The sequence below is a fragment of the Streptomyces sp. CCM_MD2014 genome (genome assembly GCF_000772045.1).
Taxonomy (GTDB): Bacteria; Actinomycetota; Actinomycetes; order Streptomycetales; family Streptomycetaceae; genus Streptomyces; species Streptomyces salinarius.
In genome coordinates this window covers 121,853-147,320 of sequence record NZ_CP009754.1, presented here as the reverse complement: position 1 = coordinate 147,320, position 25,468 = coordinate 121,853, and the positions used below count along the sequence as shown (strand labels likewise).

19 protein-coding genes are annotated in these 25,468 nt (G+C 71.9%); 4 read left to right on the top strand and 15 right to left on the bottom strand.

All coding sequences use genetic code 11. The annotated features are described in order from the left end of the window. Window positions 1-7 precede the first annotated feature (7 nt). The 9 genes from NI25_RS00670 to NI25_RS00630 form a co-directional block, all read right to left on the bottom strand. Window positions 8-1,969, bottom strand: a complete 1,962-nt coding sequence (locus NI25_RS00670) for an alginate lyase family protein (RefSeq protein ID WP_061440525.1) — start codon at window positions 1,967-1,969, stop codon at window positions 8-10. Further along, window positions 1,966-4,176 carry a bi-domain-containing oxidoreductase gene (locus NI25_RS00665; protein ID WP_061440524.1) on the bottom strand — a complete coding sequence of 737 codons (2,211 nt, stop codon included), beginning with the start codon at window positions 4,174-4,176 and terminating at the stop codon, window positions 1,966-1,968. The genes NI25_RS00670 and NI25_RS00665 overlap by 4 nt, the downstream gene beginning before the upstream one ends. A gap of 62 nt (window positions 4,177-4,238) precedes the next feature. Next, window positions 4,239-6,173, bottom strand: coding sequence for an asparagine synthase (glutamine-hydrolyzing) (asnB, locus tag NI25_RS00660; protein WP_061440523.1), 1,935 nt, complete (start codon window positions 6,171-6,173; stop codon window positions 4,239-4,241). 3 nt (window positions 6,174-6,176) lie between these two features. After that, a complete protein-coding gene (locus tag NI25_RS00655; protein WP_061440522.1) occupies window positions 6,177-7,739 on the bottom strand; it encodes a Wzz/FepE/Etk N-terminal domain-containing protein in 1,563 nt (520 codons plus the stop codon). Then, window positions 7,736-9,103 carry a Wzz/FepE/Etk N-terminal domain-containing protein gene (locus NI25_RS00650; RefSeq protein WP_061440521.1) on the bottom strand — a complete coding sequence of 456 codons (1,368 nt, stop codon included), beginning with the start codon at window positions 9,101-9,103 and terminating at the stop codon, window positions 7,736-7,738. The genes NI25_RS00655 and NI25_RS00650 overlap by 4 nt, the downstream gene beginning before the upstream one ends. Then, window positions 9,100-10,383: a glycosyltransferase family 4 protein gene (locus NI25_RS00645; protein ID WP_199560794.1), complete on the bottom strand. Its 1,284-nt coding sequence runs from the start codon at window positions 10,381-10,383 to the stop codon at window positions 9,100-9,102. Before NI25_RS00645 ends, NI25_RS00650 begins: the two co-directional genes overlap by 4 nt. Continuing rightward, entirely contained in the window at window positions 10,373-11,698 is a 1,326-nt protein-coding gene (locus NI25_RS00640) for a nucleotide sugar dehydrogenase (RefSeq protein ID WP_061440520.1), read from the bottom strand. The genes NI25_RS00645 and NI25_RS00640 overlap by 11 nt, the downstream gene beginning before the upstream one ends. A 70-nt stretch (window positions 11,699-11,768) precedes the next feature. Beyond that, window positions 11,769-13,247: a sugar transferase gene (locus NI25_RS00635; RefSeq protein WP_061440519.1), complete on the bottom strand. Its 1,479-nt coding sequence runs from the start codon at window positions 13,245-13,247 to the stop codon at window positions 11,769-11,771. Between the two features lie 447 nt (window positions 13,248-13,694). After that, complete coding sequence (locus NI25_RS00630) at window positions 13,695-14,543, bottom strand: helix-turn-helix transcriptional regulator (RefSeq protein ID WP_061440518.1); 849 nt, start codon at window positions 14,541-14,543, stop codon at window positions 13,695-13,697. 143 nt (window positions 14,544-14,686) lie between these two features. On the opposite strand from NI25_RS00630, the gene NI25_RS00625 reads away from it, so the two are divergent. Next, on the top strand, window positions 14,687-15,466 hold the full coding sequence (locus NI25_RS00625; protein ID WP_061440517.1) for an NAD(P)H-dependent oxidoreductase: 780 nt from the start codon (window positions 14,687-14,689) through the stop codon (window positions 15,464-15,466). A 95-nt stretch (window positions 15,467-15,561) separates the two neighbouring features. On the opposite strand, the gene NI25_RS00620 is transcribed toward NI25_RS00625, so the two are convergent. Both NI25_RS00620 and NI25_RS00615 read right to left on the bottom strand, forming a co-directional pair. Further along, window positions 15,562-15,957: an ankyrin repeat domain-containing protein gene (locus tag NI25_RS00620; protein ID WP_061440516.1), complete on the bottom strand. Its 396-nt coding sequence runs from the start codon at window positions 15,955-15,957 to the stop codon at window positions 15,562-15,564. 97 nt (window positions 15,958-16,054) lie between these two features. Beyond that, a complete protein-coding gene (locus tag NI25_RS00615; protein WP_061440515.1) occupies window positions 16,055-17,518 on the bottom strand; it encodes a catalase in 1,464 nt (487 codons plus the stop codon). A 187-nt stretch (window positions 17,519-17,705) separates the two neighbouring features. Here NI25_RS00615 and NI25_RS00610 point away from each other — a divergent pair, with 187 nt between their 5' ends. The 3 genes from NI25_RS00610 to NI25_RS00600 all read left to right on the top strand — a co-directional run bounded on the left by NI25_RS00610 (window position 17,706) and on the right by NI25_RS00600 (window position 19,494). After that, the gene (locus tag NI25_RS00610) at window positions 17,706-18,119 is read left to right on the top strand and encodes a Fur family transcriptional regulator (RefSeq protein ID WP_061440514.1); all 414 of its coding nucleotides are present in this window, start codon (window positions 17,706-17,708) and stop codon (window positions 18,117-18,119) included. Window positions 18,120-18,249: 130 nt separating this feature from the next. Beyond that, the gene (locus NI25_RS00605) at window positions 18,250-18,978 is read left to right on the top strand and encodes an SDR family oxidoreductase (RefSeq protein WP_061440513.1); all 729 of its coding nucleotides are present in this window, start codon (window positions 18,250-18,252) and stop codon (window positions 18,976-18,978) included. Further along, window positions 18,979-19,494, top strand: coding sequence for a hypothetical protein (locus NI25_RS00600; RefSeq protein WP_061440512.1), 516 nt, complete (start codon window positions 18,979-18,981; stop codon window positions 19,492-19,494). It abuts the gene before it with no gap. A gap of 19 nt (window positions 19,495-19,513) precedes the next feature. On the opposite strand, the gene NI25_RS00595 is transcribed toward NI25_RS00600, so the two are convergent. From NI25_RS00595 to NI25_RS00580, 4 genes are all read right to left on the bottom strand, one after another. After that, window positions 19,514-21,424 (bottom strand): ATP-binding cassette domain-containing protein, encoded by a 1,911-nt coding sequence (locus tag NI25_RS00595; protein ID WP_061440511.1) that lies wholly within the window; start codon window positions 21,422-21,424, stop codon window positions 19,514-19,516. A gap of 206 nt (window positions 21,425-21,630) precedes the next feature. Continuing rightward, entirely contained in the window at window positions 21,631-22,059 is a 429-nt protein-coding gene (locus tag NI25_RS00590; RefSeq protein ID WP_061440510.1) for a cold-shock protein, read from the bottom strand. A 173-nt stretch (window positions 22,060-22,232) separates the two neighbouring features. Continuing rightward, window positions 22,233-24,551: a beta-L-arabinofuranosidase domain-containing protein gene (locus tag NI25_RS00585; RefSeq protein WP_061440509.1), complete on the bottom strand. Its 2,319-nt coding sequence runs from the start codon at window positions 24,549-24,551 to the stop codon at window positions 22,233-22,235. Between the two features lie 182 nt (window positions 24,552-24,733). Next, on the bottom strand, window positions 24,734-25,375 hold the full coding sequence (locus NI25_RS00580) for an MBL fold metallo-hydrolase (protein ID WP_061446680.1): 642 nt from the start codon (window positions 25,373-25,375) through the stop codon (window positions 24,734-24,736). Window positions 25,376-25,468: the final 93 nt, after the last annotated feature.

The following is a 25,468-nucleotide window of genomic DNA, read 5'->3' as shown; positions in this document are numbered from 1 at the left end:
GTTCCTGTTACCGGTCGCGAAACCCGAGCACGGTCGTGAACTCCCGCGCGCCGTCGGTGAACCCGGTGCCGATCAGCGTGGTGGCGGGCTCCTTGCGCCCGAAGCCGGGGGAGTACCAGCCCAGCGGCGGGTCGGTCTCCCCGCGATGCGTCCGCCAGGACAGCTCGCCGGGCAGGTCCAGGACCGCGCCACGCTCCTCGCCGTCCCGCCGCCAGGTGAGCACGGCACGGTGGCCCTCCAGGCCGGCGGAGACCGCCGGACCGAGGTGGAACGCCAGCCGCACGGCCCGCCGCGGGCCGCGCACCTCGTCCACCACCCGCACCTCACGGGTTCCCGCCCTCAGCTCCACCCGGCGGCGGTGCACCGAGGCCCCGTACCCGTCGTGCTCGGCGCACCAGCGCGACACCTCGGCGTCGGACGTGTCCACGGCCAGGACGCGGCTGCGGGCGTGCCGCGTCCACAGGAACGGGCCGCCCGAGACGGACTGGTCGGCGCCGTCCAGCTCCAGGGTGTTGTGACCGAGGGTCGAGCGGAAGTACCGCCGCCACTCGGGCTGCCCGTGATAGCAGAACGTCCCCGGGTCGGCGAGCACGTCGACCCCGTCGTGCCGCACCTCCACCGACAGCGCGTCGGCGTGGGCGTGCGCCGCGATGGACAGGAAGCCGTGCGGGCCGCCGTCGCAGCGGCACCAGATCCCCCCGGGGCCGCGCAGGACGGTGAGCCCGGCGTCCGCGAAGTGGACCGGGCGGCTCGCCGGCCGAGCGACGGCCGGGCCGGTCCCCTCCTTCGCGTACGGCCGGATCAGCGCGGCCAGCAGCGGGGTGCGCACATCGGTACCGGTCACCGCCGGCCACCAGGGCAGCGCGCCGAACACGGCGTCCCCGGTGGCCAGCAGGGAGGCCCAGCGGTCGGTGTCCGCACCGTCCACGACCAGGCCGTGTCCGTCGTCGGCGTCCCCCTGGCGGGGCGGCCGCAGCCGGTCGTCCACGACGGCGGCGAGCGCGTCGGTCATCCGCAGCAGCACCAGCCGGACCGTCGCGGGAACCGGCACACCGGCGGCGTCGGCCTCCGCCACCGCGGCCAGGCCGAGTTCCAGCACGAGCCCGTGGTACTCGGTGGCCAGCTCGCGGTTGAGGCCGGACAGGAACGTGTTGGCGCGCAGGTGCCGCTCCAGGGACCGCAGGGCGTCCTCCCGCCAGCGCGCGGAGGAGGGGAACCACCCGAAGGCGCAGGCCGCGGCGAACTGACCGGCGGCCTCGGCGACGACATGGTTGTTCGCCGACGAGCCCCGGCTGGGGAAGCCGGCCAGCCAGCGCTGGTGGTGCCAGATCTGCTTCAGCGCCACCGGGTTCTCCTCGAACAGGGCGGCCGCGCCCGGCCAGCCGTCGAGCAGCCGGCGGATCCACACCCAGGACAGCAGCCGGATCCCCAGCTCGATGCCGCTGATCCAGTGCACCCCGCGCAGCGGCGCGTTGGCCGACCACCACGAGCGCAGGTGCTCGGCCACCCGCTCGGCGTACCGCTCGTTCCCGGTGACCGCGTAGGCGGCGGCGAGCACGGTGAGGTACTGGTGGCGGGACGGCTCCCAGATCTGCTTGACGTCCCCGGTCGCGTCCTCGTCGCGGTACGGCACGTCGAAGGCGTAGCCGCCCGGAGCCCGGCGGCCGGTCTTCGGGTCGTACCACCAGTCGGGGTCGGCCAGGTCGTCGCGGGGCACGCCGAAGTACTCGGCGTGCCCGGCCATCAGCCGGTCCGCCTCGGCGACGAGACGCTTCACGGCCTCCGGCGGCACCGCGGCGACCGCCCCGGCGGGCAGCACCGCGGTGAACCGGGCGCCGGTCACGACCGGGGCGAGCGGCGGCGCCGACCGCCACCGGCGCCTGCGCACCGCGTCGCCCACCCGGCCGCCGACCTCACCCGGACCCATCCGGGACAGCCGGCGCAGGTACCAGCCCGTGCCCAGGGTCATCGCGCCTCCGCCAGGGTCACCGGAGCGCCGGCCGCCAGGGTCACCGGAGCGCCGGCCGCCAGCGAGGACCGTACGGCGAGCGTGGCCGCCGTGGTGGCGACCAGCGACTCCAGCGGCACCGGCATCGGGCCACCGGTGCGCACCGCCTTGACGAACGCGGCCAGTTCGGCCGACTGGCCCTTGTCCCGGGCCTTGGGCAGCCGCGAACTGAGCCACCGCTTGCGGCCGTCGTAGACGGAGGTGCGGACGAAATCGTCGAGCTGCAGCACCTTGCCGTCCGCGACCAGGTCCAGCGTCTCCTTGGGGAACCCGGACGCCCCCGTCGTGACGTAACTGACGGTGGCGGTGGACCCGTCCGGGTAGCCCAGCACGACCTGCAGATCCTCGTTGCCGGACGCGGCGACCGCGTACACCGAGACCGGGTCGGCCCCGAGCAGCCAGCTCGCCGTGTCGACGAAGTGCCCGCCCTCACCGGCGAACCGCGACCCCTCGGTGTCCTGCCGCAGGTACCAGCTGCCCTGGTCGAGGCGGCCCGCGTTGACCAGGTAGCGCAGGCTCGCCGGCCCGGTGCGGTCGCCGAGCCGCTTCCGGGCCTGCCGCAGCAGCGGCGCGAACCGGCGGTTGAAGCCCACCTGCAGCCGGTCGTTCCCGGACTCCTCGACCGCCGCGAGCACCCCGGCCAGCTCCTCCTCGGTGAGCGCCAGCGGCTTCTCCACGAACACGGCCTTGCCCGCCAGCAGCGCCTTCCGGGTCAGCTCGGCGTGCGAGCTGTGCCGGGTGACCACGAACACCGCGTCCACGGACGCGTCGCCGAGCACCGCGTCGAGGTCGGTGGTGGCCTCGGCGAACCCGAACTTCCGCTGGGCGTTGGCCGCGGACAGCGCCGTGGTGGTGACGACCGTCGACAGCTCGACGCCGTCGCGCCCGGCCAGGTGCGGCAGCAGCATCGAGCTCGCGTAGTTCCCCGCGCCGACGAACGCGAGACGCACCGGTGTCCCCGCCGCGCGCGCCGGACTCCGCCCCACGCGCACGGCGGGCACCGTCACCGAGGGCGCCTCGGCCGCTGCTCCCGCCCCGTCGGCCTGCTCCGCGTACCGGAACAGTACGGCCACGGCCTTCAGGTCGCCGTCCTTGAGGCGCCGGTACGTCTCGACGGCGTCCTCGAAGGCGGCCGTGTGGGAGATCAAGGGCGCCACGTCGACACGGCCGCGGGCGACGAGGTCGAGGAAACACGCCAGGTTGCGGCGCTCGGTCCAGCGCACGTACCCGATCGGATAGTCCCGCCCCTCCAGCTCGTACTCCGGGTCGTAGCGCCCGGGGCCGTAGGAGCGGGAGAACCGGACGTCGAGCTCCTTCTCGTAGTACGCGTTCCACGGCAGGTCCAGCCGGCACTTGCCGATGTCGACCACCCGGCCGCGGTCCCGGCACAGCCGCGCGGCCAGCTCGACGGGCTGGTTGCTGCCGCCCCCGGCGGCCAGGTACACCTGGTCCACGCCGTGACCGTCGGTGAGTTCGGCCACGGCGCTCTCCACGTCCGCGGACGCGGGGTCCCCGCAGGCCGCCGCGCCGAGCCGCTCGGCCAGCTCGCAGCGCACCGGGTCGGGATCGGCGCCCACCACCCGGACCCCCGAGGCGGCGAGCAGCTGCACCACCAGCTGCCCGATCAGCCCGAGCCCGACGACCAGCGCCACCTCCCCGAGCCGCGACTCGCCCTGACGCACGCCCTGCAGGGCGATCGACCCGACGGTGCCGAAGGCCGCGTCCCGGGGTGCGAGACCGTCCGGCACCGGGGCGTAGAGGTTCTTCGGCACCCAGTTCAGTTCGGCGTGCAACGCGTGCTCGTTGCCGGCGCACGCCACGAGGTCGCCGACCTTCACGTCGTCGATTCCGGCGCCGACCTGCTCGACCACCCCGCACAGCGAATAGCCCAGCGGCGTGTAGGAGTCCAGCTTGCCCATCACCTTGCGGTAGGTGGCGGGCACCCCGTTGACGGCCACGCTCTGCACGACCTTCGCCACCTGGTCCGGCCGGGAACGCGCCTTGCCCAGCATCGACATGCCGGCCTCGGACACCTTCATCAGCTCGGTGCCGGTGGAGATCAGCGAGTAGGCGGTCCGCACCAGCACGCCACCCGGCTTGCAGCCCGGCACCGGCACGTCGAGCAGCGCCAACTCGCCGCTCTTGTAGTTCTGTACGACCTGTTTCACCCGAAGTCCTCTTGTCTCTGTGCCGGTTGCCGGTGTGCCCGTCGTCTGTCTGCCCGCAGGCCCTACACGGTCGATGTGGAGTCCTGGCCGGCCCCGGAGATCGCGCCGCGATACCAGTACTCGAGGGTCAGTACGTGCCACAGGTGCTTGGAGAAGTCCCGCTGCCCGGCGGCGTCCTCGGCGACGAGCCGCCGCAGCGCGTCCCGGCGCAGGAACCCGGAACGGACCAGCTCTCCGTCGTTGACCACCTCGCGCACCAGCGGTGCGAGGTCCCGGCTCATCCAGGCCCGCAGCGGGGCGCTGAACAGGCCCTTGGGCCGGTACACGATCTCCCTGGGCAGGATCGAGGTGGCCGCCTCCTTGAGGGCGGCCTTGCCCTGCCGGCCGACGATCTTGCGGTCACCGGGCACGGCGAACGCCGCCTTCACCACCTCGACGTCCACGAACGGCACCCGCACCTCGGTCGACGCGGCCATGCTGGAGCGGTCCGTGTAGGCGAGGTTCAGGCCCGGCAGGAACATCCGGGCGTCGCCCAGACACATGCGGTTCACGAAGTCGTCGAGGTCGTTGTCCGCGTAGACGTCCGCGTGCTCGGTCAGCACGTCCTCCACCGTCCCCGCGAGCTCCGGGTCGATCAGACCGAGCAGCTCCTCCCGGTCGTACATGGTGTAACTGCGCCGGAACGCGGTCTCCTCCGGCAGATCGGCGAAGGAGAGGAACCGCTTGGCGAAGCGCACCGACCGCAATCCCCGGCGGCTCGTCGCGACCGGCAGCCGGTCCACGGCCGCGGACACCCCGCGCCGCAACGGCCCGGGGACGCGCTGGTAGCGCAGCGCCAGCAGGTTGGCCAGGTGCTTGCGGTAGCCGGCGAACAGCTCGTCGGCGCCCATCCCCGAGAGCATCACCTTGACCCCGGCCTCCCGGGCGGCCGAACAGATCAGGAAGGTGTTGATCGCGGCGGGGTCGCCGATCGGCTCGTCCAGGTGGTACGTCATCCGCGGCAGCAGTTCCAGCACGTCCGGGGCGATCTCGATCTCGTGCAGGTCGACGCCGAACCGCGCGGCCACCTGCCGGGCGTAGCGCAGATCGTCCGGCATCGCCTCGAACCGGGCGTCCTCGGCGCGGAACCCGATGGTGTAGGCGGAGATCCCGGGCCGGTGACGGGCCGCCAGCGCGGTCAGATAGCTGGAGTCGAGCCCGCCGGACAGGAAGGTCGCCACCGGCACGTCGGAGAGCAGGTGGTGGCGGGTCGACTCCTCGACGACGGCGGCCAGGTCCGGCCGCTCGCCGCTGCGGGCACGCTCCTGGCCCTCGGCGGCGACGTCCCTCAGGTTCCAGTACCGGCCGCGCTCCACCCGGCCGTCGGGCCGGCACCGCAGCCAGCTGCCCGGCGGCAGCTTCTCCGCCTCACGGAACGCGCACCGCGAGTCCGGCACCCAGTAGTACAGCAACGAGGCCACCAGCGCCGCGGGGTCCACCTCCAGCTTCCCGCCGGTCACCGCGGCGAGCGCCTTGAGCTCGGAGGCGAACACCAGGCCGCCGCCGCGCCGGAGCAGGAACAGCGGCTTGATGCCGAGCTGGTCGCGGGCGAGCACCAGCTCACCCGTGCGCTCGTCGAAGACCGCGAACGCGAACATGCCGCGCAGCCGGGGCAGGCAGTCCGTGCCCCAGCGCCGCCAGGCCTCCAGCACCACCTCCGTGTCCGACGTTCCGCGAAAGCGCACTCCCGCGGACTCCAGCTCGCCGCGGAGCGCGGGCGCGTTGTACAGCTCGCCGTTGTAGGTCAGGGCGAGGCCGTCCGACACCATCGGCTGGGCGCCGGTCCCGGACAGGTCGAGGATGGCCAGCCGGCGATGCCCGAGCTGCACCTCGCCGTCCCCGGCGGGGTGGCTGTAGCGGCCCGCCCCGTCGGGACCGCGGTGGGCGAGGACGTCGGTGAGCCGGTCGGCCACGGCCTTGCCGTCCGGCCAGTGGTACGTGCCTGCGATGCCACACATGTGCTACCGCGCCTCCTGGTCGCTGTCCGGGACCCGCGCGGCCGACAGCGACGGCCGTTCCGTCCTCGGCCGCCCTTCCCCCACCGCCTGGACGGCGCGGGAGGTGCCCCCGCCGCCCGCCCGCCTGGGCCGTTCGTCGATGCCGCGCGGCGCCGGACGCGGGCCGTCCCACAGGGTGCCGTCGGTCCGGTCCCGCGGATCGGGGTCGATCAGCACCACGCCGATCACCGCGATGCGCTGGTCCGCGAGCTGCCGCGCCACGGTGTGCAGCCAGGCGGCACTGCCGTGCCCGGCCCGCACGACGAGCACCGTGCGGCCGCCGAGGTACCGCAGATCCGTCCACGCCGTCCCGGGCGCCACCGAGCCGACGCCGAGCCGGCGTCCCCCGGCCGGCTCGGCCGCGGCACGTTCACCGCGGAGCACGGTCGGCCCCGGGGTCCCCCGCCGGCCGTCGGCGAGCTGTGTGCCGGGCAGGCCGTCGACGACGGCCACGGGCCCGTCGGCCTCCAGTGCCCGGGCGAGGTCCAGAGCGATCACCGCGGCGGCACGCGGGCAGCCCAGCTCCAGGAGGGACACCGGTTCCGGGGAGCCGCGCACGATGCGGCCCAGGGTGGTGGTGAGCCGCTCGCGGGCCACCCGGGTCCGCCGGCGCTGCCACCGTCCCGCCCCGCGGCGGGGCCCGCGGCGCAGCTCCGCGAGGACCGAGGCGCCCAGGTTCGCCGCGATCTCCCGGCGCAGCACGGGACGGTCCGCCACCACCGCGCCGACCGCGGCCAGCGCAAGCCCGAGGACGAGCCCGAGGACGAGCCCGATCGCGGCGTCGACGCCCACCGCCTTGGGCAGCGAGTGCCGTACCGCGTGCGGGGCGTCCACGATCTGCGTGCCGGCGACGACCTCCGGTGTGCCGGTGCGGGCCTCCGCGGCCCGCTGGTCGAACTCGGCTATCCGCGAGTCGAGTTCGGCGCGGCGGGCGTACAGGGACTCGATGCTCGCCGACGCCTTGGGGTCGTCGTCCGGTGAGCGGTCCCCGATCGCCTCGTTGACCTCGGCGAGCTCCTTGCGCATGCGGTCGCGCTGGTCGAGCAGGGACTCGGCCTCGGCCTCGGCTGACTGCCGCATCCGCCGTACGTGGTCCGCGACGAACGCGTCGGCCAGCGCCTTGGCCCGGGCCACCGCCTGGGCGTCGCTGTCACCCGTCACGTCGATCCGCAGCAGGTTGTTGGTCAGGCCGGTGCCGCGGTAGTCCTCCATGAAGTCTTCCGGGCTCTCCCGGGAGTCGAGGGAGCGCAGGGCCTGCTCGGCGATCCGCGTGGTGGCCAGCAGTTCGACATCGGTGCGGATCAGGGTTCCCGTGTCGTTGGGCTGGTCCTCCTTGTGCGCGACCAGCACCTTGGCCACCGCCGCGGGCCGGGGCGGCAGCAGCACCGCGACGGCCGCACCGGCCAGCAGCCCCAGCAGGGCCAGGGCGCCCCACAGACGGCGCCGCCTGCGCACCGCCACCACCAGGGACTGCAGGTCGAGAAGCGGAGCGGAGGCCGGCGAACCGGCGTCCGTACGCGTCGTCATGCGGAACCTCCCCTCGCGTGGTCGTGCACCGCGGCCACCGCGGTGGGGGGATCCACGGGCCGGTCGGCCGGCCCCGAAGCACGGGCCAGGACGGCGCCGGCGACGACGACGCCGACGACCTCGTGCCCTCCGTCCGCGCACGCCCCGGCGACACCGGCGAGCTCCTCGGCACTCCGGGCACCCGCGCTGAGTACGACCAGGGCGCCGGACTCGGCGTCGCGGTCCGGCACCAGCGGCCGGGCCACCGAGACCTCCACCACCCGCAGCAGCGGATCGCCCTCGGCCTCGGCGGCGAGCTGTCCGGCCGCCCGGCGGGCGACCTCGTCGTCGTCCGGTACGACGACCAGCACCCGCCGGGCCGCCGGCAGGCGCTCCCGCAGGCGGGCGCACACCCGCCGGTAGCGGATCCGCCGGCCGGCCTCGTCGCCGGACGACCGCGGGGCCGGCAGGTCCCAGCGCGTGTCGATGCCCAGCAGCCGCTTCAGGCGCGCCCTTGCCCCGCGCGCCTTCGGCCGGTGCTCGCGCCGCTGACCGGGTACGTCGACGGTCCCCAGCAGCGCCGCGCCCAGCGCCGCGGCGATCTCCGGTTCGGAGCGCAGCCGCCGGTTCACCCGCGCGGCGGCGAGGTGGCCGGCGATCGCGAGGACGAAGAACAGCAGCGCTCCGCCGCCGACGAGTTGCCACCTGGTCGGGGGCGCCTCGCCGGTCGGCCGCGGGGCGGGGCCCATGACGACCAGACCGGCCTTGCTGGTCGCGGGGTTCGACTCGTCGAGCTTCTGCATGGCGTCCTGCAGCGCGGTGCGCAGCTTCTCGAGCTCGGTGCGGGCCTGCACGCTTTCCACGGTCTGCCCGGGGTCGGCCGCGTTGGCGAGGTCGGTGATGCGCTGGTTGGTCCGCGCCACCTGCTGCCGCAGTGCCTCGGGACCCGTCGCACCGTCGGGATCGGTGGTGCCGGTGGCGATGAGCGCCGCGTACGCCACGAACTGCCGGGCCACCTCGTCGGAGAGCCGTTGCGCGCGCTCCGGGGTGCCGGCCTTCCCGGAGATCTTGATGATGTTGCCGTCGGTGATCTCGGCGCTCACCCTCTCCCGCAGTTCCTTCTCGCTGACGTCGCTCCAGCGCAGTGCCTCGCCCGCCTTGTCGACGACCGTCGAACTGGTCGCGATCTCCACCTGGGTGACCAGCTCACGCTGCTCCCACTGCCCCGGCAGCAGGACCGAGGCCGACGCGGTGTAGCGCGGCGGGAACAGCACCGAGACGCCGTAGCCGACGAGCGCGCCCACCACGACGAGGACGGCGAGCAGCCGCCGGCGCCTGCGGAGAATTCGCCCGACCGTGACCAGGCGTATCGTGTCGTCACTCAACGGCGCTGCCTTCTCCCTGCGTCGATCGCCGTGCGGCAGGCGGCGGCGTACGCGGCGAGCAGCGACGCCTGCGAGTTCCGCCAGGCCAGCGGTCCGTTGATCCGCTCCTCGCCGATCTTGCCCATCCGGGCCCGCCGCTCCGGGTCGTCCAGCAACTGCGCGACCAGCGCGGCGAATTCGCCCTCGTCGTTGGCGGGCGCGTACACGGCGGCATCACCGGCGGAGACCCGCGCCTCCCGGAGGTCGAACGAGACGATCGGCCGGCCCATCGCCATGTACTCCAGGACCTTGTTCATGGTCGACACGTCGTTGAGCGGATTGCGCGGGTCGGGGGAGAGGCACACGTCCGCGGTGGACAGGTAGCGCACCAGGTCGGCGTCCGGGATGCGCCCGGTGAACTGCACCTGGTCGGACAGCCCCAGCGACCGGGACAGCTCGACCATCGCCTCGAAGGCGTCACCGGAGCCGACGAAGACGGCGTGCCAGTCCGTCCGCCCCAGCTCGTCGCGCAGCTTCGCGAGGGCCCGCAGGGCGTAGTCGACGCCGTCCTGGGGTCCCATGACGCCGAGATAGCACAGCAGATGGGGCTTGCCCCGCTTCAATTCCGGCTCGGGCGGCACCGGCTGGAACCGGTCGGTGGCGGGAGCGCTGCGCACCACGAAGACGTCCGCCGGGCGCCGTCCGCCCCGGTGCACCGCGACCGCCTTGTAGCTCTCGTTCGTGGCGAGCACGATGTCCGCGGCCCGGTAGGTCATCCGCTCCAGCGCGCACACGCCGCGATAGAGGAGGTCCTTGCCGCGGCCGAACCGGGAGAGGTACAGCTCGGGGATCAGGTCGTGCTGGTCGAAGACGAACCGCGCGCCGCGCCGCTTGAGCCACAGCGCCGGCAGGAACAGCAGATCGGGCGGGTTGCAGGCGTGGACCACGTGCACCGGTCCGACCCTGCGCGCCAGCCGGGCCGTGTGCCAGAGCGCCGCCCCGTACTCCCGCAGGTATCCGGCCGGACCTCCGGTGGCCGCGCGCAACGGGTAGCGGTGGATGCGCACCCCGTCGATCTCGATCTCCGCCTCCGTGTCGCGCTTGCTGCCCCGGGGACAGATGACGTCCACCGTCCAGCCCGCGTCGCGCAGGGTCGTGCACTCCTGCCACACCCGCCGGTCGAAGGGCACCGACAGGTTCTCCACCAGGATCAGCGCGCGCCGCCCCCGCCGGCCGCCGTCGCCGCCGGTGTGCGGGATGTCGCCGGAGGCCGCGCCGCCGGACGTCGTGTCACCAAGCAAGGCCCATGTACCCCGGTTCGGTCCGGCGCGTGTCGGCGTCGGGAAGGTGGATGAGGTCGATCAGCAGCGGGTCTCCGTCGTGAGGGAGCGCCGACAGCACGTCCGGGTCCCTGGTGCCGACCAGGCAGACCTCGGCGTGCTCGAGCACCTCGTCGACGGAGTCCGCGAGCAGTTGCGCGAGGTGCGGCAGCCGGGTCTCGACGTACTCGCGGTTCGCGCCCAGCAGCCGGGACAGGCTCACGTTGGCGTCGTGGATCTTCAGGTCGTAGCCCTTGCCGAAGAGCCGCTCCGCCAGCTCGACGAGCGGACTCTCGCGCAGATCGTCGGTGCCGGGTTTGAAGGACAGCCCGAACAGGCCCACCCGGCGCTTGCCGGCGCGCTCCACCAGCTCCACCGCACGCTCCAGGTGCGCCGAGTTGGAGGGCAGCACGTGGGAGAGGATGGGCACCGACACGTCGGCCCGCTGCGCCGCGTGGACCAGACTGCGCAGGTCCTTGGGCAGGCAGGACCCGCCGAAGGCGAAGCCGGGCCGCAGGTAGGCGGGGCTGATGTTCAGCTTGCGGTCGGCGAGGAACACGTCCATCACCTGGTGCGAGTCCACCCCGAGCGCCTGGCAGACCGCGCCCAGCTCGTTCGCGAATCCGATCTTGAGCCCGTGGAAGGCGTTGTCCGCGTACTTGATCGCCTCGGCCGTCGGGACCGGCACCCGGAACACCTCGCCGGGCAGGCCCTCGTACAGCGCCAGCACCGCGTCGCCGCTCGCCGGGTCGAGTTCGCCGACGACGGTCTTGGGCGGGTCGAAGAAGTCCCGCACGCTGGTGCCCTCGCGCAGGAACTCCGGGTTGACCGCGACCCCGAAGTCGACCCCGGCCGTGCCGCCGACGTACTTCTCCAGGATCGGTATCAGCAGGTTGGTGCAGGTGCCCGGGAGCATGGTGCTGCGGAACACCACGGTGTGCCGCCGGCCGCTGCCACGACGCTCCGCCAGCGCGGCGCCGATCTCCTCGGTGACACGTTCCAAGTAGGTGGTGCACAGGCTGCCGTTGGGCTCCGACGGCGTGCCCACGCAGATCAGGGAAATCTCGCTCTCCATGATCGCCTCGCGGACGTCACGGGTGGCGCGGAGCGCGCCGCTGTCCACGACCTCGGCGATCAGTTCGCCGATCCGCTCCTCGACCACCGGGGCCTTGCCGTCGTTGACCAGGTCGACCTTCACCTGGTTCACGTCGACCCCGATGACCTCGTGCCCCTTGCCCGCCAGGCACGCGGCCGACACGCAGCCCACATAGCCCAGGCCGAAAACACTGACCCTCATGACCCGTTCCTCCCCCCGGGCAGGCCCCGACGGCCTGCCGTCCGCGCGCCGGCCCGACGACCGGCGCGCATCAATAGGCCCCCTGTCCGTGCAGCACCGCACGGAGCGTCTTCCACAAGATCACCGTGTCCAGCGCGAGCGACCAGTCCTCCACGTACCGCAGGTCCAGCCGGACCGCTTCCTCCCACGGCAGGTCGCTGCGCCCGCTGATCTGCCACAGGCCGGTGAGGCCGGGCTTGACCAGCAGCCGTCTGCGGATGTCCGGACCGTAGGCCGCGGACTCCTCCGGCAGCGGCGGTCGCGGCCCGACCAGCGACATCGATCCGGTGAGCACGTTGAACAGCTGCGGCAACTCGTCGATCGAGTAACGGCGCAGCACCGTGCCGACCCGCGTCACCCGCGGATCCCGGCGGAGCTTGAACAGCAGGCCCGCGCCCTCGTTGCGGTCGGCGAGCGCGGCACGCGCCCCGTGGGCACCGGCGACCATGGTGCGGAACTTGACGATGGTGAACTCGCGGCCGTCCTTGCCGACCCTGCGCTGGCGGTAGAGCACACCGCCCCGGCTGTCCACCAGGATGAGCAGTGCGACGAACACCATCAGCGGCGCGAACAGCGTCAGCAGGATCGCCGCGCCCAACCGGTCGACGACCGCCTTGACCGCCCGGCGGCCTCCGGTGAAGGCCGGCATGCTGACCCGCAGCAGCGGTATCCCGAGCACCGCGTCGACGTGCAGCCGGGGTCCGGCCACCTCCATCAGTACGGGGGCCACGACCATTTCGGCGTCGCTGCCCTCCAGGTTCCAGGCCAGCCGCTGCAACCGGTGCGGTGACCAGTGCGGGTCCGGGGTGACGGCGACGACCCGGTAGCCGTCGCGGCGGACGTGGTCGGCGACGTCGGACAGCGGACCCACGACCGGCACGCCGTCCAGCTGGTCGCCGTCCTCCGGTTCCGCGCCGTCGGTGCACACCGCGTCCACCCGCCAGCCGAGGTGCGGGAAACGCCGGGTGCGGGTGATCAGGTCGCGCACGGTGGCCGGACTGCCGGCCGCGAGCACAGGTCTCAGACACCGGCCTTCCTTGCGCTGCCGGTGCAGCCACAGACGCAGCAGATACCGCGCGACCATGGTGACGATCGCGATCGCGGGGACGGCGACGAAGATCCACAATTTGATGTTGCGCGAGGTGAGGGCGATTCCGCCGAGCGCCAGTACGACGGTCGCCATGAACAGTGAGCGTCCGAGCCGGCGGAATTCCTCGGCTCCCTGACCGAGTACCGCCGGGGACCAGGACCGGCTGACCGCGAGTGCCCCCAGCACCAGCAGTTCGGTGCCGAAGGCGAGAATTCCCCACTTCTCGTGCCAGTTGGCCGCGTCCCTGACCCCGAAGAAATTGCCTATGCCCGCCACCACGACGGCGGTGGTCACGGTATCGCTGGTGATCACGGTACGGCGGTACCGCTGCTCCCAGTCGACAGCGGGCCGGCCGATGGCCCCCTCCGTCAGGTGCCCGCGTGCCGACGGAAACGCGCTGACCAATCCCCCTTGCCGCACAGAACCCCCCAGGTTCCCAGTGGTTCGACGTGTTCGCCTAGCACTGTTCCTCCCCCTCGGGAGGCCCCCGCCTCCCGCGCCGCGCTGTTCCTCCCCACGGGCGGCCCCCGCCTGCCCGCGCACGGCGTTCTGGACGTGTCACAGAAACGTGAACAACTCACAGTGGTAGCAGCAGACCCCCCTGCCCCCGACCTAAAGATCATTTTCGGTCGCCTCATGCCTGAACAGCTGAAGCACGGTCAATCTAGACCATCGCGGCCACCGTGTAGAGGGGATGTGTGTAATTCATGGTCAAGCTTTGGGAGTTGATCAATGAACTCGTGAATCCCCATGGATGTCTTTGCGCCACACGCTTTTGTGTGCGTCGAGTTCTGCGCCCGTTTCCCGCTGCCCGAGCGTGCGGGCGCCGATGGATCAAGCCACGGCGGACCGCGCGCCGGTGCGGCATCACGGCACGTGCGGACCGAGGGTTCGGCTCCCGGCACGGGGCGCGTCGTCACCGCCGAGCGTCTCCAGCAGACGCAACCCGTCCTGGGCGGGACTCCCGGGCGCCGCGGACAGCACCAGCAGTTCCATGCCCGACTCGTCCGGCAACGCGAAGTTCTCCTGGTGCAGTTCCAGCAGCCCGACCAGCGGGTGCCGGTACGCCTTGCGCCCATGGGTGCGGGCGCGTACGTCCGCGCGTGCCCACAGACGGCGGAAGCGGTCGCTGCCCATCGCCAACTCGCCAATGAGCGACGCCAGTCGCGGGTCGTCGGGGTGCTTCCCGGCCGCAAGACGCAGGTGCCCGACCACGTCCAGGGTGCAGGTCTCCCAGTCGGCGTACAGGCCGCGCTCGGTCTCTTCGAGGAAGATGTGGCGGGCGGTGTTCAGACCCCGCGGCTGCCGGCCGTAGAGAAGCCCGGCGAGACGGTTCCCGGCGACCACGTCCAGCCGGTGATTCATGATCAGGGCGGGCGCGTCGGTGACCAGGTCGAGCACGCGCAGCAACTCGGGACGCAGACGCCCGCTGGGTGACTTCGCCCGGCGGCGCTGGCACGCGAGCCGGCCCAGGTGCCCGCGTTCGGTCTCGTCGAGGCCGAGCACCCGTGCGAGGGCGTCGAGGACCTGGTCGGAGGGCTGAGTGGCGCGCCCCTGCTCCAGGCGCACGTAGTAGTCGACGCTGACCCCGGAAAGGTGGGCGACCTCCTCGCGGCGCAGCCCCTCGACGCGGCGACGGCTGTCGACGGGGATGCCCACGGAGGAGGGGTCGACCCGGGACCGCCGGGTGCGCAGGAAGCCCGCGAGATCGTCCATGCCCCCAGTATGGCTCCGGCGCCGCGCGTGAGGGTGGCCCTGCCGGTACCAGGAAGTCCCGTCCGACGGAAGCGGCGCCCCTGAACAACGCGGCCGCGGCGGCCGAACATCGGTGGCGACCGACCCCGTCGAAGGGAACAGCCATGAAGACCCTGATCGTCCACGCCCACCCCGAGCCGCGCTCACTGAACGGCGCGCTGAAGGACCTGGCCGTGTCCACGCTCGAGGCCGCCGGACACGAGGTGCGGGTGAGCGACCTGTACGCGATGGACTGGAAGGCGGTGGCGGACGCGGCGGACTACGGCGAGCAGGCCACCGACCCGCTGCGGGTGGTGCCAAGCTCCGGCCGGGCGTTCGAGGTCGGCGCGCTCACGCCCGACGTGGTGGCCGAGCAGGAGAAGCTGCTGTGGGCGGACACGGTGATCTTCCAGTTCCCGCTGTGGTGGTACACGATGCCGGCGATCCTCAAGGGCTGGGTGGACCGCGTGTTCACCCACCGCTTCGCGTACGGCGTCGGAGTGCACGACGAGACCCGGTACGGCGAGCGCTTCGGGGAGGGAACGCTGCGGGGACGGCGGGCGATCCTGTCGGTCACCGTCGGCGGCCCCGAGTCCCACTACTCCGACCGGGGCATCAACGGCCCGATCGAAGACCTGCTGTTCCCGATTCACCACGGGATCCTGTACTACCCCGGTCTGGAGGTGCTGCCGCCGTTCGTGCTCCACGGTGCCGACCGGCTCACCGAGGGCGGTTTCGAGGACGCCGCCAAGGCGTGGAAGGAGCGGCTGCTGTCCTTGGAGACGACCGAGCCGATCGCCTTCAGGCCCCAGAACCTCGGCGACTACGAGATCCCGTCACTGCGCCTGAAGCAGGGCCTGGAGGCACCGGGCCGCCGGGGTTTCGGCCTGCACGTGCGGGGCTAGGGCCTGTCTGACGATTCGCGTCGTCGCCCGAAGCGGCAGACGGGAATCGTCAGACAGGCCCCAGGAGGTGCCCGGTGCCGCTCCCGGCGGTGGGATCAGCCCGCGAGCAGGTGGGCCCGGCCGAACATGGACGCGGCGGCGCGCGCGGTCGGGGTACCCGAGTCCAGGTCCGCACCGGCCTCGCGCAGTACGGCCACCACGTCGTCGGCGCCCTTGAACAGGGCACCGGCGATGGGGGACTGGTCCCTGTCGTTGCGCAGGTCGGGGTCGGCGCCGTGCTCGATCAGGGTCTGGACGGTGGCGGCGTGACCGTGGTAAGCGGCGAGCATGAGCAGGGTGTTGCCGGCCGGGTCGCGCACGTCCACCGGCAGGCCGTGGGTCACGAACTCCACCAGTTGCCCGGTGTCGCCCTCCCGGGCCAGATCCATGGCGATGGCGACGACGCGCTCCGTCTGCTCGGCGGTCAGAGCACCGCTGTTGTGCTTGTCCATGAAGTCTCCGTGGCGGCACGCCCCCGCCGGCGTGGGCACCTCACGGGTGCCCACGCCGGCGGGGTGCCGGGTACCGCGCGTGTCGCTGACCGGACGGTCAGAGGTTGCCGGCGGCCAGGGCCTCGATCGCCTTGCGGACGCCCTCGCCGTAGGCCGGGTCGGCCTTGGTGCAGTTGGCGATGTGCCGCTCGACGGTCTGCTCGGAGGCACCGTTGATCGCGCGCGCCGTGTTCTCGAAGAGAACCTGCTGCTGCTCCGGGCTCATCTGGCGGAACAGGTTGCCGGGCTGCTCGAAGTAGTTGTCGTCGTCCTCGCGGTAGTTGAACCGGTCGGCGACGGCACCCACGGCCAGGCCCGGCTCGCGGTAGGCGGGCTGCTCCTGCCAGCGCCCGTAGGAGTTGGGCTCGATGCCCGGGGTGGCGCCCTGGTTGCCGTCGACGCGCATGCCGCCGTCGCGGTGGTAGGAGTTCACCGGGCTCTTCGGGGCGTTGACCGGGATCTGGTGGTGGTTGACGCCGAGACGGTAGCGCTGGGCGTCGCCGTAGGAGAAGAGGCGGCCCTGCAGCATCCGGTCGGGGGAGAAGCTGATGCCCGGGACCACGTTGGCCGGGCTGAACGCGGCCTGCTCGACGTCCGCGAAGTAGTTGTCGGGGTTGCGGTTGAGCTCCCACTCGCCGACCTCGATCAGCGGGTAGTCCTTCTTCGACCAGACCTTGGTGAGGTCGAAGGGGTGGAAGCGGTAGTTCTCCGCGTCCGCCTCCGGCATGACCTGGACGTAGAGCTTCCACTTCGGGAAGTCGCCGTTCTCGATCGAGTCGAACAGGTCCCGCTGGTGCGACTCGCGGTCCTTGCCGACCAGGGCCTCGGCCTCGGCGTCGGTGAGGTTCTTGATGCCCTGCTGCGTGCGGTGGTGGAACTTGACCCAGAACCGCTCGCCGTCGGCGTTGATGAAGCTGTAGGTGTGCGAGCCGAAGCCGTGCATGTGCCGGTAGGTGGCCGGGATGCCGCGGTCGGACATCACGATCGTGACCTGGTGCAGGGCCTCGGGGAGGTTGGTCCAGAAGTCCCAGTTGTTCTCGGCGTTGCGCAGGTTGGTGCGCGGGTCGCGCTTCACCGCGTGGTTGAGGTCCGGGAACTTCAGCGGGTCGCGGAAGAAGAAGACGGGGGTGTTGTTGCCGACGAGGTCCCAGTTGCCCTCTTCGGTGTAGAACTTCACGGCGAAACCGCGGATGTCGCGCTCCGCGTCGGCGGCGCCGCGCTCACCGGCGACCGTGGAGAACCGGGCGAACAGCTCGGTCTTCTTGCCGATCTCGGAGAAGATCTTCGCGCTGGTGTAGCGCGTGATGTCGTGCGTCACCGTGAAGGTGCCGAAGGCGCCCGAGCCCTTGGCGTGCATCCGGCGCTCCGGGATGACCTCGCGGTCGAAGTGGGCGAGCTTCTCCAGGAACCACACGTCCTGCAGCAGCATCGGTCCACGCGGACCCGACGTCAGGGAGTTCTGGTTGTCGGGAACCGGCGCACCGGCGACCGTGGTCAGCGGCTTCTGGTTGTTCTCAGGCAAGGCTTGCTCCTCGGTGTGGTCATCGCATGGCGCTCAAAGGCCTGACGGTCCCGGCCGGCCGGCAGTCCGGGGCAAGCTGCCCCGCGCGTTCCTGAGCACACCCTACCTTGGACAGGATCTAAGGCAAGGTGCCATCCAGAGCGATATCGGCTCTTGAGTTGGCGCCGTTCCCTGCTAGGGTGCCCACATGAGTGATCTCCTGGAGAGGCTTCGCGAACGCGGCTGGCGCCTGACCGCACAGCGCCGCGTCGTCGCCGAGGTCCTCGACGGAGACCACGTGCACCTGACCGCGGACGAGGTGCACGCCCGCGCCGCGCGGCGACTGCCCGAGATCTCCCGGGCGACGGTGTACAACACCCTGCGCGAACTGGTCCACCGGGGCGAGGTCCTCGAGGTGTCGACCGACGGCCGCGCCAAGCGCTACGACCCCAACGCGCACCGCCCCCACCACCACCTGCTCTGCTCGCGCTGCGGTTCGATGCGCGACGTCCGGCCGACGGGCGACCCTCTCGCGGACCTCCCGCCGTCCCAGTCCTTCGGCTTCACCGTCTCCGAGGTGGAAGTGACGTACCGCGGCATCTGCCCCGACTGCGCCGCCTGAGCGCGCGGACGGACCGCACACCGGGTCCGGCGAAGCCTCATCCCTTCGGGGCGTTCAAAGAGCCGTCCTCTCCGCACGCCGACACAGTGGTTCCTGAGCCACCCGGATCCGGAGGGAAGAGGGACACGTCATGAAGATCGCGGTCATCGGCGGTACGGGACTGATCGGGTCGCAGGTCGTCGAGAAGCTGAACGTCGCCGGACACCAGGCGGTGCCCCACTCGCTGTCCACGGGTGTCGACGTCGTCGACGGGGCCGGCGTGGACCGGGCGGTCGAGGGAGCCGACGTCGTCGTCAATCTGACGAACTCCCCGACCTTCGACGACGCCTCGCCGGCCTTCTTCCGGGCTTCGATGGACAACCTCCTGGCCGCGGCGGACCGGGCCGGGGCGGGGCACTTCGTCGTCCTCTCGATCGTCGGCGTCGACCGGGTGCCGGAGCTGGACTACTACCGTGCGAAAGTCCTCCAGGAAGAGATCCTGCGGCGCGGCCCCGTCCCGTACTCGATCGTGCGCGCCACCCAGTTCATGGAATTCATGGAGGCCGCCATGTCCTGGACCACCGACGGCGACACCGTCCGGCTGCCCGCGACGCCGATCCAGCCGATCGCGGCGAAGGACGTGGCGGCCGAGGTCGCGGACGTCGCCGTGGGCGCCCCGCTGAACGGCATCCGCAACATCGGCGGACCGGATGTGTTCCCGCTGGACGAACTGGGCCGTCTGACCCTCTCCCGCAAGGGCGACGGGCGTACGGTCGTCACCGATCCGACCGCCGGCATGTTCGCGGCGGTCAAGGGTGACGTCCTCACCGACACGGGCGCCCGTCTGGCCCCCACCCGCTACACCGACTGGCTCGCCTGAATGACCGAACACGCCGGTCCCACGCCGACGGGGATCCTCCGGAGCCGCCCCGAGCGGTGGCTGTTCAAGGGCATCTACGGCCTGGTACTGGCGAGCGCCCTGGTGGCCGCCCTGGACGTACCGGGGGAGGAGGCCAACCCCGGCCAGGACGCGCTGTGGGTCCTGCTCACCGCGCTGACGTCGGGCGCCGCCCACGGCTACGCACACGTCATCGCCCGGCGTGCGTCCGGCGACGGCACGGCCGGGCCGAGCAGACTCCGCGCGGTGCTCGCCGAGTGGCCGCTGGTCGTCGCGGTGCTGCCGACCGTGGCGATGCTGCTCGCCGCCACGGCCGGGTGGTGGACCGAGGAGACGGCCGCCGACACGGCCCTGGTGGTCAACACGGTCGCCCTCTTCTGCCTGGGCACCTCGGCCGCCCGCACCGCCGGACTCGGCCGTCTGGCCTCCTGCCGCGCGGGTGCCATGGACATGCTGCTCGGTCTGGTGGTCATCGTCGCGGACGCGCTCATCGAGTGACGGCGGCGCCCGCCCCCGGTCAGCGGTCCTGGGAGAGCGCGAGGAGCTCGGCGAAGGTCCCACCGGCATGCACGAGGTCCTCGTACCGGCCCTGCTCGGTGATCCTCCCGTGCTCCATGACGACGATGTGATCGGCGATCCTGGTGTTCTCCAGGCGGTGGGTCACCACGATGGTGATGCGCTCGGCGGCGACGGCCTTGATCCGCTCGAAGATCTGATGCTCGCCGCGCGGATCCATCTGGGAGGTCGGCTCGTCCAGGATCAGCAGCCCCGGGCGGCGGTACAGGGCCCTCGAGCACGCCACGCGCTGCCACTGGCCCCCGGAGAGCTCGGTGCCGCCGAAGACGTCACGGGAGAGCAGGGTGTCCAGTCCCGAGGGAAGGCGGTCGACGGTCTCGCGCAGGCCGACGGCGTCGACGGCCTCCCACACCGGGGTGTCGTCGTGGGTGCGGGGCTGGCCGAGGGTCACGTTCTCGCGGACCGGCATCGGCCACTGGGCGAAGATCTGCGGCACCAGACCGACCTGCGCCCACACGGTGGCGGGATCCACCTCGGCGAGGTCCGTGCCGTTCCAGGTGACCCGGCCCTTGTCCGGCAGGTAGATGCCGGTGAGCAGCCGGGTCAGTGTGGACTTGCCCGAGCCGTTCGCCCCGACGACGGCGAGGATCTGACCGCGCTCCAGGGTCAGGGAGACGCCGTCCACGGCGGGTTGGTCCTTGCCCGGGTACCGGTAGACGACCTCCTCGAGCCGGATTCGCTCGGTCGGCGCCTCGTGCCTGCGGGGCCCGCGTTTCGGGACGCGGGCCGCGGCGTCGTCGAGGAAGGCCTGCATGTCGCTCAGATAGAGGCTGGTGTGAAAGACCGCGGCGCCGTTGACGACGACCTGGGACAGTGCGGCGAGCGTGGTCTGCACCGCGATGACGGCCGTGGCCGCGACCGCGATGTCGATCCGGCCCGAGACCGCCAGCCAGGCGAGCACCCCCCAGGTCGCCACGAGGAAGACACCACCGGCCGACGCGGACAGCACCGCGATCCGCAACGTGCGCGGCGCGGCTGCCAGCGTGCGCCGGTCGCAGCGGTCGGACAGCGTCCGGTACCAGTGGACGAGGTAGTCCGTCATCGAGTTGGCGCGGACCTCGTCACCGTACTTCGACGTCGTCGCCCACCAGCGCATCATGCCGCGTACGTTGCGGTCGGCGATGTTGGCGTAGTGGACCTCGTAGTCGACCCGGGCGCTCAGGACCGCGCCCACACCGGCCGGCAGTACGGCGAGCAGGAGCAGCGGCAGCATCAGCGGATTCAGTGCCGACAGGACACCGCCGGCCGTGACCATCCGGATCAGCGCGGACAGGAACCGCTGGGCGTCGGTGACCATCACCTGGGTGCGGATCACCCCCATCTCCGCCGCCTCGTGCCGGTCCGAGAAGCCCTCCTGCGCGTATGCGGAGGCCTCCACCCGGCACACCGCCTCGACCAGAGCGCTGTCCGTCTCCGTCGTGAGCCTGGGAGTGATCCGCCGCTCGGAGTACGTGGCCACCGCCGTGGCGCCACGGCCCAGCGCGGCGGCGAGCGCGACCACCAGCAGCGCCGGGACGGCCCCGCGCAGCCGGTCTCCCGCGGAGCCCTCGCCGAGGACGGGCTCCATGGCACGGGCCGTCGCGGTCAGCAGGACGGCCGCCGACACACCGGTGACCACCTGGCAGCCGAGCAGCAGTTGCACGGCCCGTCGGTCCGTCCGCCACGACAGGCGGGCGATCCGGCCGAGAACGGCGGGGATCTGCGCGCACATGCGCCGGAACGACACCTCGGCGAGCGGATTGACGGAATACCGACCGCTGTAGGTGATCTCCGCGGGCTGCGGCGGTGGAGGAGGAGCAGGGGCGGCCTGGTGCTGTCCGTTCTGCTGTCCGGTCGCGTCGGTCGAGGTCAACGGATCCCCCTTGACGGTCGTTGAGCGTGGTCGTGAAGCTCAACGACCGGACCGGGATATCGAACACATGTGTTTCGGTCGCCGTCGCTACCCCGGAATACGGCGCGTGCGGGTGCGTGCAGGATGCACGGACCCAGGCGGGGCAACACATGTGCGGAGCAAGGAGGTTGGCCGAATCCAGTAGGACCGGGTGGGGGAGCGCGACCTCAGTCCTCGACCCAGCCGTGACCCTCGCTGAACTTCAGGAGCGCGCTGCGGATGGTGAGGACCTGTTCCGCGGTCAGCTGCGGGCTGGAGGTCAGCAGCAGTTCCGTCACGTCGCGCCGGTACTCGTCAGAGCTCAGCACGTCGCACATCGGGTGGCCGTTCTCGTCGGACATCGCAACCCTGGGCGCGGCCTCCTGGTGGCGCCGCGCGGGCCCTGGCCGCTCGCCCTCGGCGAGCCGGATGCCCGACGCCTTGAGCCCGCGCTCGCCGCTCTCCACCTCGAATTCCACGGCCAGACCGGAGCGCACGTACTCCTCGGGAATGAGCAGATCGTTCACGTGCAGGAAGATGTCCTCGCCGCCGCCGTCCGGCGCGATGAACCCATATCCCCGCGCACTGTCGAAACGCACCACACGACCCGCGACCATGCGGACCCCCAACCTCTGGAAAACCACATCCGTCCGGGGCCCTTCCCCGGAGCCGTGTGCATGCTATCCGGCCCGGTTCGCGCCAACCGGCGGAGGGCGTCGCACCACTTCAGGGCCGGCGCCCGGCGGGCCGTCACGGCGGCCCCCGACGGAGCCGCCGAAGGCCGCCGCGGTCAGCGCAGGACGCGCCAGCGGTTGTCCGCCGTGCCGTCGTCCGCGTCCTGTACGACGAAGGCGCCGACCGCGGGGGAGTCGTTGCGCACCGCGAGGAGTTTCCCGCTGTGGGCGTTGCGGATCGTGCAGGTGCCGTCCCCCTGGTCGAGGAGCGTCCAGCGGTGGTCCGCGGTGCCGTTGTCCGCCCACTGCAACACCGTGGCGCCGTCGGCCGTCGACATGTCGAGGACGCCCAGCACCTTGCCGCTGTGCACGTTGCGCAGACGGTGGGTGCCGCCCGCGTCGGGCACCAGCTCCCAGTCGTGGTCGGCCGTCCCGGAGTCCGTCCAGAGCAGGGCACGGCCGCCGTCGGCGGTGGACATGTCCTGGATGCCCAGCACCAGACCGCCCGCGGCGTTGGCGATGCGGACGGAGGCACGGCCGCCGGTGTTCCAGTAGACGGTGTAGTTGTGCCCGTGGGCGTCGTGGAACGGGCCGAGGCGCACGGTGGCACCGTTCGCGGTCGCGGTGAACGCGAGCGCGGTGGGAGCGGCCCTCTTGATCGAGGCGACGTCCAGGGAAGGGAGGGCGGACAGCGTGGTGTCGCCGTAGTTCCCGGACAGGACGACCGGGCCGTGCGTGACGGCACCGACGTACGGATTGTCGTTGGCCGGCCGTACGACGGTGCGCATCGGCAGACGGACGGTGACGGTGTCCCCGGAGGTCCAGGCGCGCTCCACCGTGGCGTAGGTCCCGGGCGCGGCGGTGACGTCCTGCGTGACGCCGTTGACGCTGATGACGGCACCGGTGGTCCAGCCGGGGATGCGGATGCGCATCGCCCAGGTGCCGCCCACGTGGCCGCTGACCCGCAGCGCCGTCGTCTCGCTCTCCGGGTACGAGGTGGTCTGGGTGACGGTGATGCCGCGTTCGGCCCAGGTGAGCACGGAGGGGACGAACAGGTTCACGGTCAGGGTGGTGCCGCCGTCGTGGAAATAGACGGAGTCCATCAGCCGGGTGTGCATCTCCAGTCCGGTGCCCTGGCAGCACCAGAACGTCGTGTAGTCGGTGCTCCAGGTGCCGCCGCCCCAGGCAGGCCCCACACCGCGCCGGCCGCCCGGCTTCAGCGGGGTGAAGTAGGTGACGTGGCCGTGGGGGTCGGCCGGGTTCTGCTGACCGATCATGTGGTTGAGCCACGCCTGCTCGTAGTAGTCGAACAGCTCGGCCCGGTCCGGTGTCAGCGCGAACAGCTCACGGGTGAGAGTGAGCATGTTGACGGTGTTGCAGCTCTCGCAGGTGTCGTTCGCCAGGTGCGCGGCGATGGCGTTCGGGGCGCGGAAGTGTTCCGCCTGGCTGTTGCCCCCGATCGCGTAGGTGTGGGTCGTCACGCACATGCGCCAGGCGTTGGCGGCGATGTCCCGGTAGCGCGTGGTGCCGCTGGCCTTGTACTCGCGCACGGCCCCGATCCACTTCGGCACCTGTGTGTTGGCGTGCAGCCCGGCCAGCCGGTCCTGGCCCGCCGCCAGCGGGTCGAACACCGCGGCGTGGTCGAACCGCTGGGCCACCGCGAGCCACCGGGTGTCGCCGGTCTGCTGGCAGAGATCGGTCAGAACGGCGTTCATGCCGCCGAACTCGGTGCCCAGGACGGCCTGCATCCGCGTGGTGCTCAGCCGCCCGGTGCGCCGGTCGACCCAGCCCGCCAGGGCGAGCAGTACGTCCCGGGCCTGGACACTGCCGAGGTGCCGCCACACGTCCAGCAGGCCGGTGAGGGTCTTGTGGATCGTGTAGTACGGCACGTTGCCGTTGGTCAGCGTCCCGGACTCCAGGGCGTCGAAGTCCGACTCGGGGTAACCGCAGAGGTACCCGGCGCCGAAGCCCGCGGCGCCGTTGTTGGCCTGGCACTTGGCCAGTTCGGCCACCATGTACAGGGCCTTGTCCCGGCAGACGGTGTCCCCGGTCACGGCGTACACCTGCGCCCATGCGGTGAGGAAGTGGCCCTGCACGTGGCTGCGGAAGGGGAAGTCGGGAGCCTCCCAGCCGCCGGCCGCGGCGGCGCCGTTCACGGAGAGGCCGTGGTTGGCGCGGAAGTTGTACAGCAGCCGGTCGACGTCGACGAACCGGAGATAGCTCCGGGTGCGGTTCTGGTTGTCCAGCCACCTGCTGTCGGTCATCCGCACCCGGCCGAGGGCGAAGGGGAACGCCAGTGCCCCGACGTCGCTCCGGGCCGGCGGGAGGGCCGCGCCGTGCGCGGGGGAGCCGCCGGCGAGCGGGCCGACGGCGGTCGCGGCAGCCGTCGTTCCTGCGAGTTGGAGGATGCGCCTTCTGCTGAGGGGGACAGGCATGGAACCACCTTTGCGCTCACCGTGACGGGACGGGGGGACGGAAGACTGTGGCTCGTCTGTTCATCGGTTCGGTATGTCGAACGCTGTTCGTGGAATCGTCGAGACCATAGTTCCGCGTCGCCGGCCCGTCAACGCACCCGGCCACTTCGGCGGGAAGGTGCCCCGGGGCGGCACCGCCGCCCTCATTCGATGCGGACACTCGCGCCGGAGGCGAGTCGACGGTAGGAGGCTGGGACTCCGGGCCCCCGTTCGCCGAGGAATCCCTCGACCATCGCGGTTCCGACGTCATTGAGGGCGCCGTCGTGCACGGCGTAGGCGGCGCGGGGGGCGACCTCGCGGACGTAGTCGATCAGGTCGCCGACCGTGGACCAGGGTGCGTGCACGGGCAGCAGCAGCGTGCCGACCGGTGTGGCGGGTACGGTCAGGGCGTCGCCGGGGTGGAACAGCGACTGGTCCACCAGGAAGCCGATGTTGGGGATGCGGGGGACGTCCGGGTGGATGACGGCGTGCCAGGATCCGTGCACCTGGACGTCGAAGCCCGCGACGCTGAAGGCGTCCCCGTCTCCCGTGGTGACGACCCGGTTGCCCAGGCCGTCCAGACGCTGCGCGACGCGGGGGTTGGTCCAGATGCGCAGACCCGGCCGCGCCGCGGCCGCCCGGCGCAGCGCCTCCTCGGAGAAGTGGTCGAAGTGCTCGTGGGTCACGAGCACCGCGTCGGCACCGTCCAGCGCCGCGGGGTCGGTCAGACCGCCCGGGTCGACGACCAGGCGGCGCCCGTCCTTCTCGAGCCGCACACACGCATGGCCGAACTTGGTGAGTTCCATGACCGTCATGCCCTTTCCGTGTCATCGACAATCACTTGTACAACCGTATAGTACAATCTAACTGTACAAGCTGTTTGGAAGAGTGGGGCTAGG

What these genes read in the sequence shown, in the direction of transcription:
- NI25_RS00640 (WP_061440520.1), bottom strand. Translation starts at nt 11,698, where the DNA reads ATGAGGGTCAGTGTTTTCGGCCTGGGCTATGTGGGCTGCGTGTCGGCC.
- NI25_RS00580 (WP_061446680.1), bottom strand. Translation starts at nt 25,375, where the DNA reads ATGGAACTCACCAAGTTCGGCCATGCGTGTGTGCGGCTCGAGAAGGAC.
- NI25_RS00605 (WP_061440513.1), top strand. Translation starts at nt 18,250, where the DNA reads ATGAAGATCGCGGTCATCGGCGGTACGGGACTGATCGGGTCGCAGGTC.
- NI25_RS00590 (WP_061440510.1), bottom strand. Translation starts at nt 22,059, where the DNA reads ATGGTCGCGGGTCGTGTGGTGCGTTTCGACAGTGCGCGGGGATATGGG.
- NI25_RS00620 (WP_061440516.1), bottom strand. Translation starts at nt 15,957, where the DNA reads ATGGACAAGCACAACAGCGGTGCTCTGACCGCCGAGCAGACGGAGCGC.
- asnB (WP_061440523.1), bottom strand. Translation starts at nt 6,173, where the DNA reads ATGTGTGGCATCGCAGGCACGTACCACTGGCCGGACGGCAAGGCCGTG.
- NI25_RS00585 (WP_061440509.1), bottom strand. Translation starts at nt 24,551, where the DNA reads ATGCCTGTCCCCCTCAGCAGAAGGCGCATCCTCCAACTCGCAGGAACG.
- NI25_RS00655 (WP_061440522.1), bottom strand. Translation starts at nt 7,739, where the DNA reads ATGACGACGCGTACGGACGCCGGTTCGCCGGCCTCCGCTCCGCTTCTC.
- NI25_RS00670 (WP_061440525.1), bottom strand. Translation starts at nt 1,969, where the DNA reads ATGACCCTGGGCACGGGCTGGTACCTGCGCCGGCTGTCCCGGATGGGT.
- NI25_RS00610 (WP_061440514.1), top strand. Translation starts at nt 17,706, where the DNA reads ATGAGTGATCTCCTGGAGAGGCTTCGCGAACGCGGCTGGCGCCTGACC.
- NI25_RS00630 (WP_061440518.1), bottom strand. Translation starts at nt 14,543, where the DNA reads ATGGACGATCTCGCGGGCTTCCTGCGCACCCGGCGGTCCCGGGTCGAC.
- NI25_RS00625 (WP_061440517.1), top strand. Translation starts at nt 14,687, where the DNA reads ATGAAGACCCTGATCGTCCACGCCCACCCCGAGCCGCGCTCACTGAAC.
- NI25_RS00600 (WP_061440512.1), top strand. Translation starts at nt 18,979, where the DNA reads ATGACCGAACACGCCGGTCCCACGCCGACGGGGATCCTCCGGAGCCGC.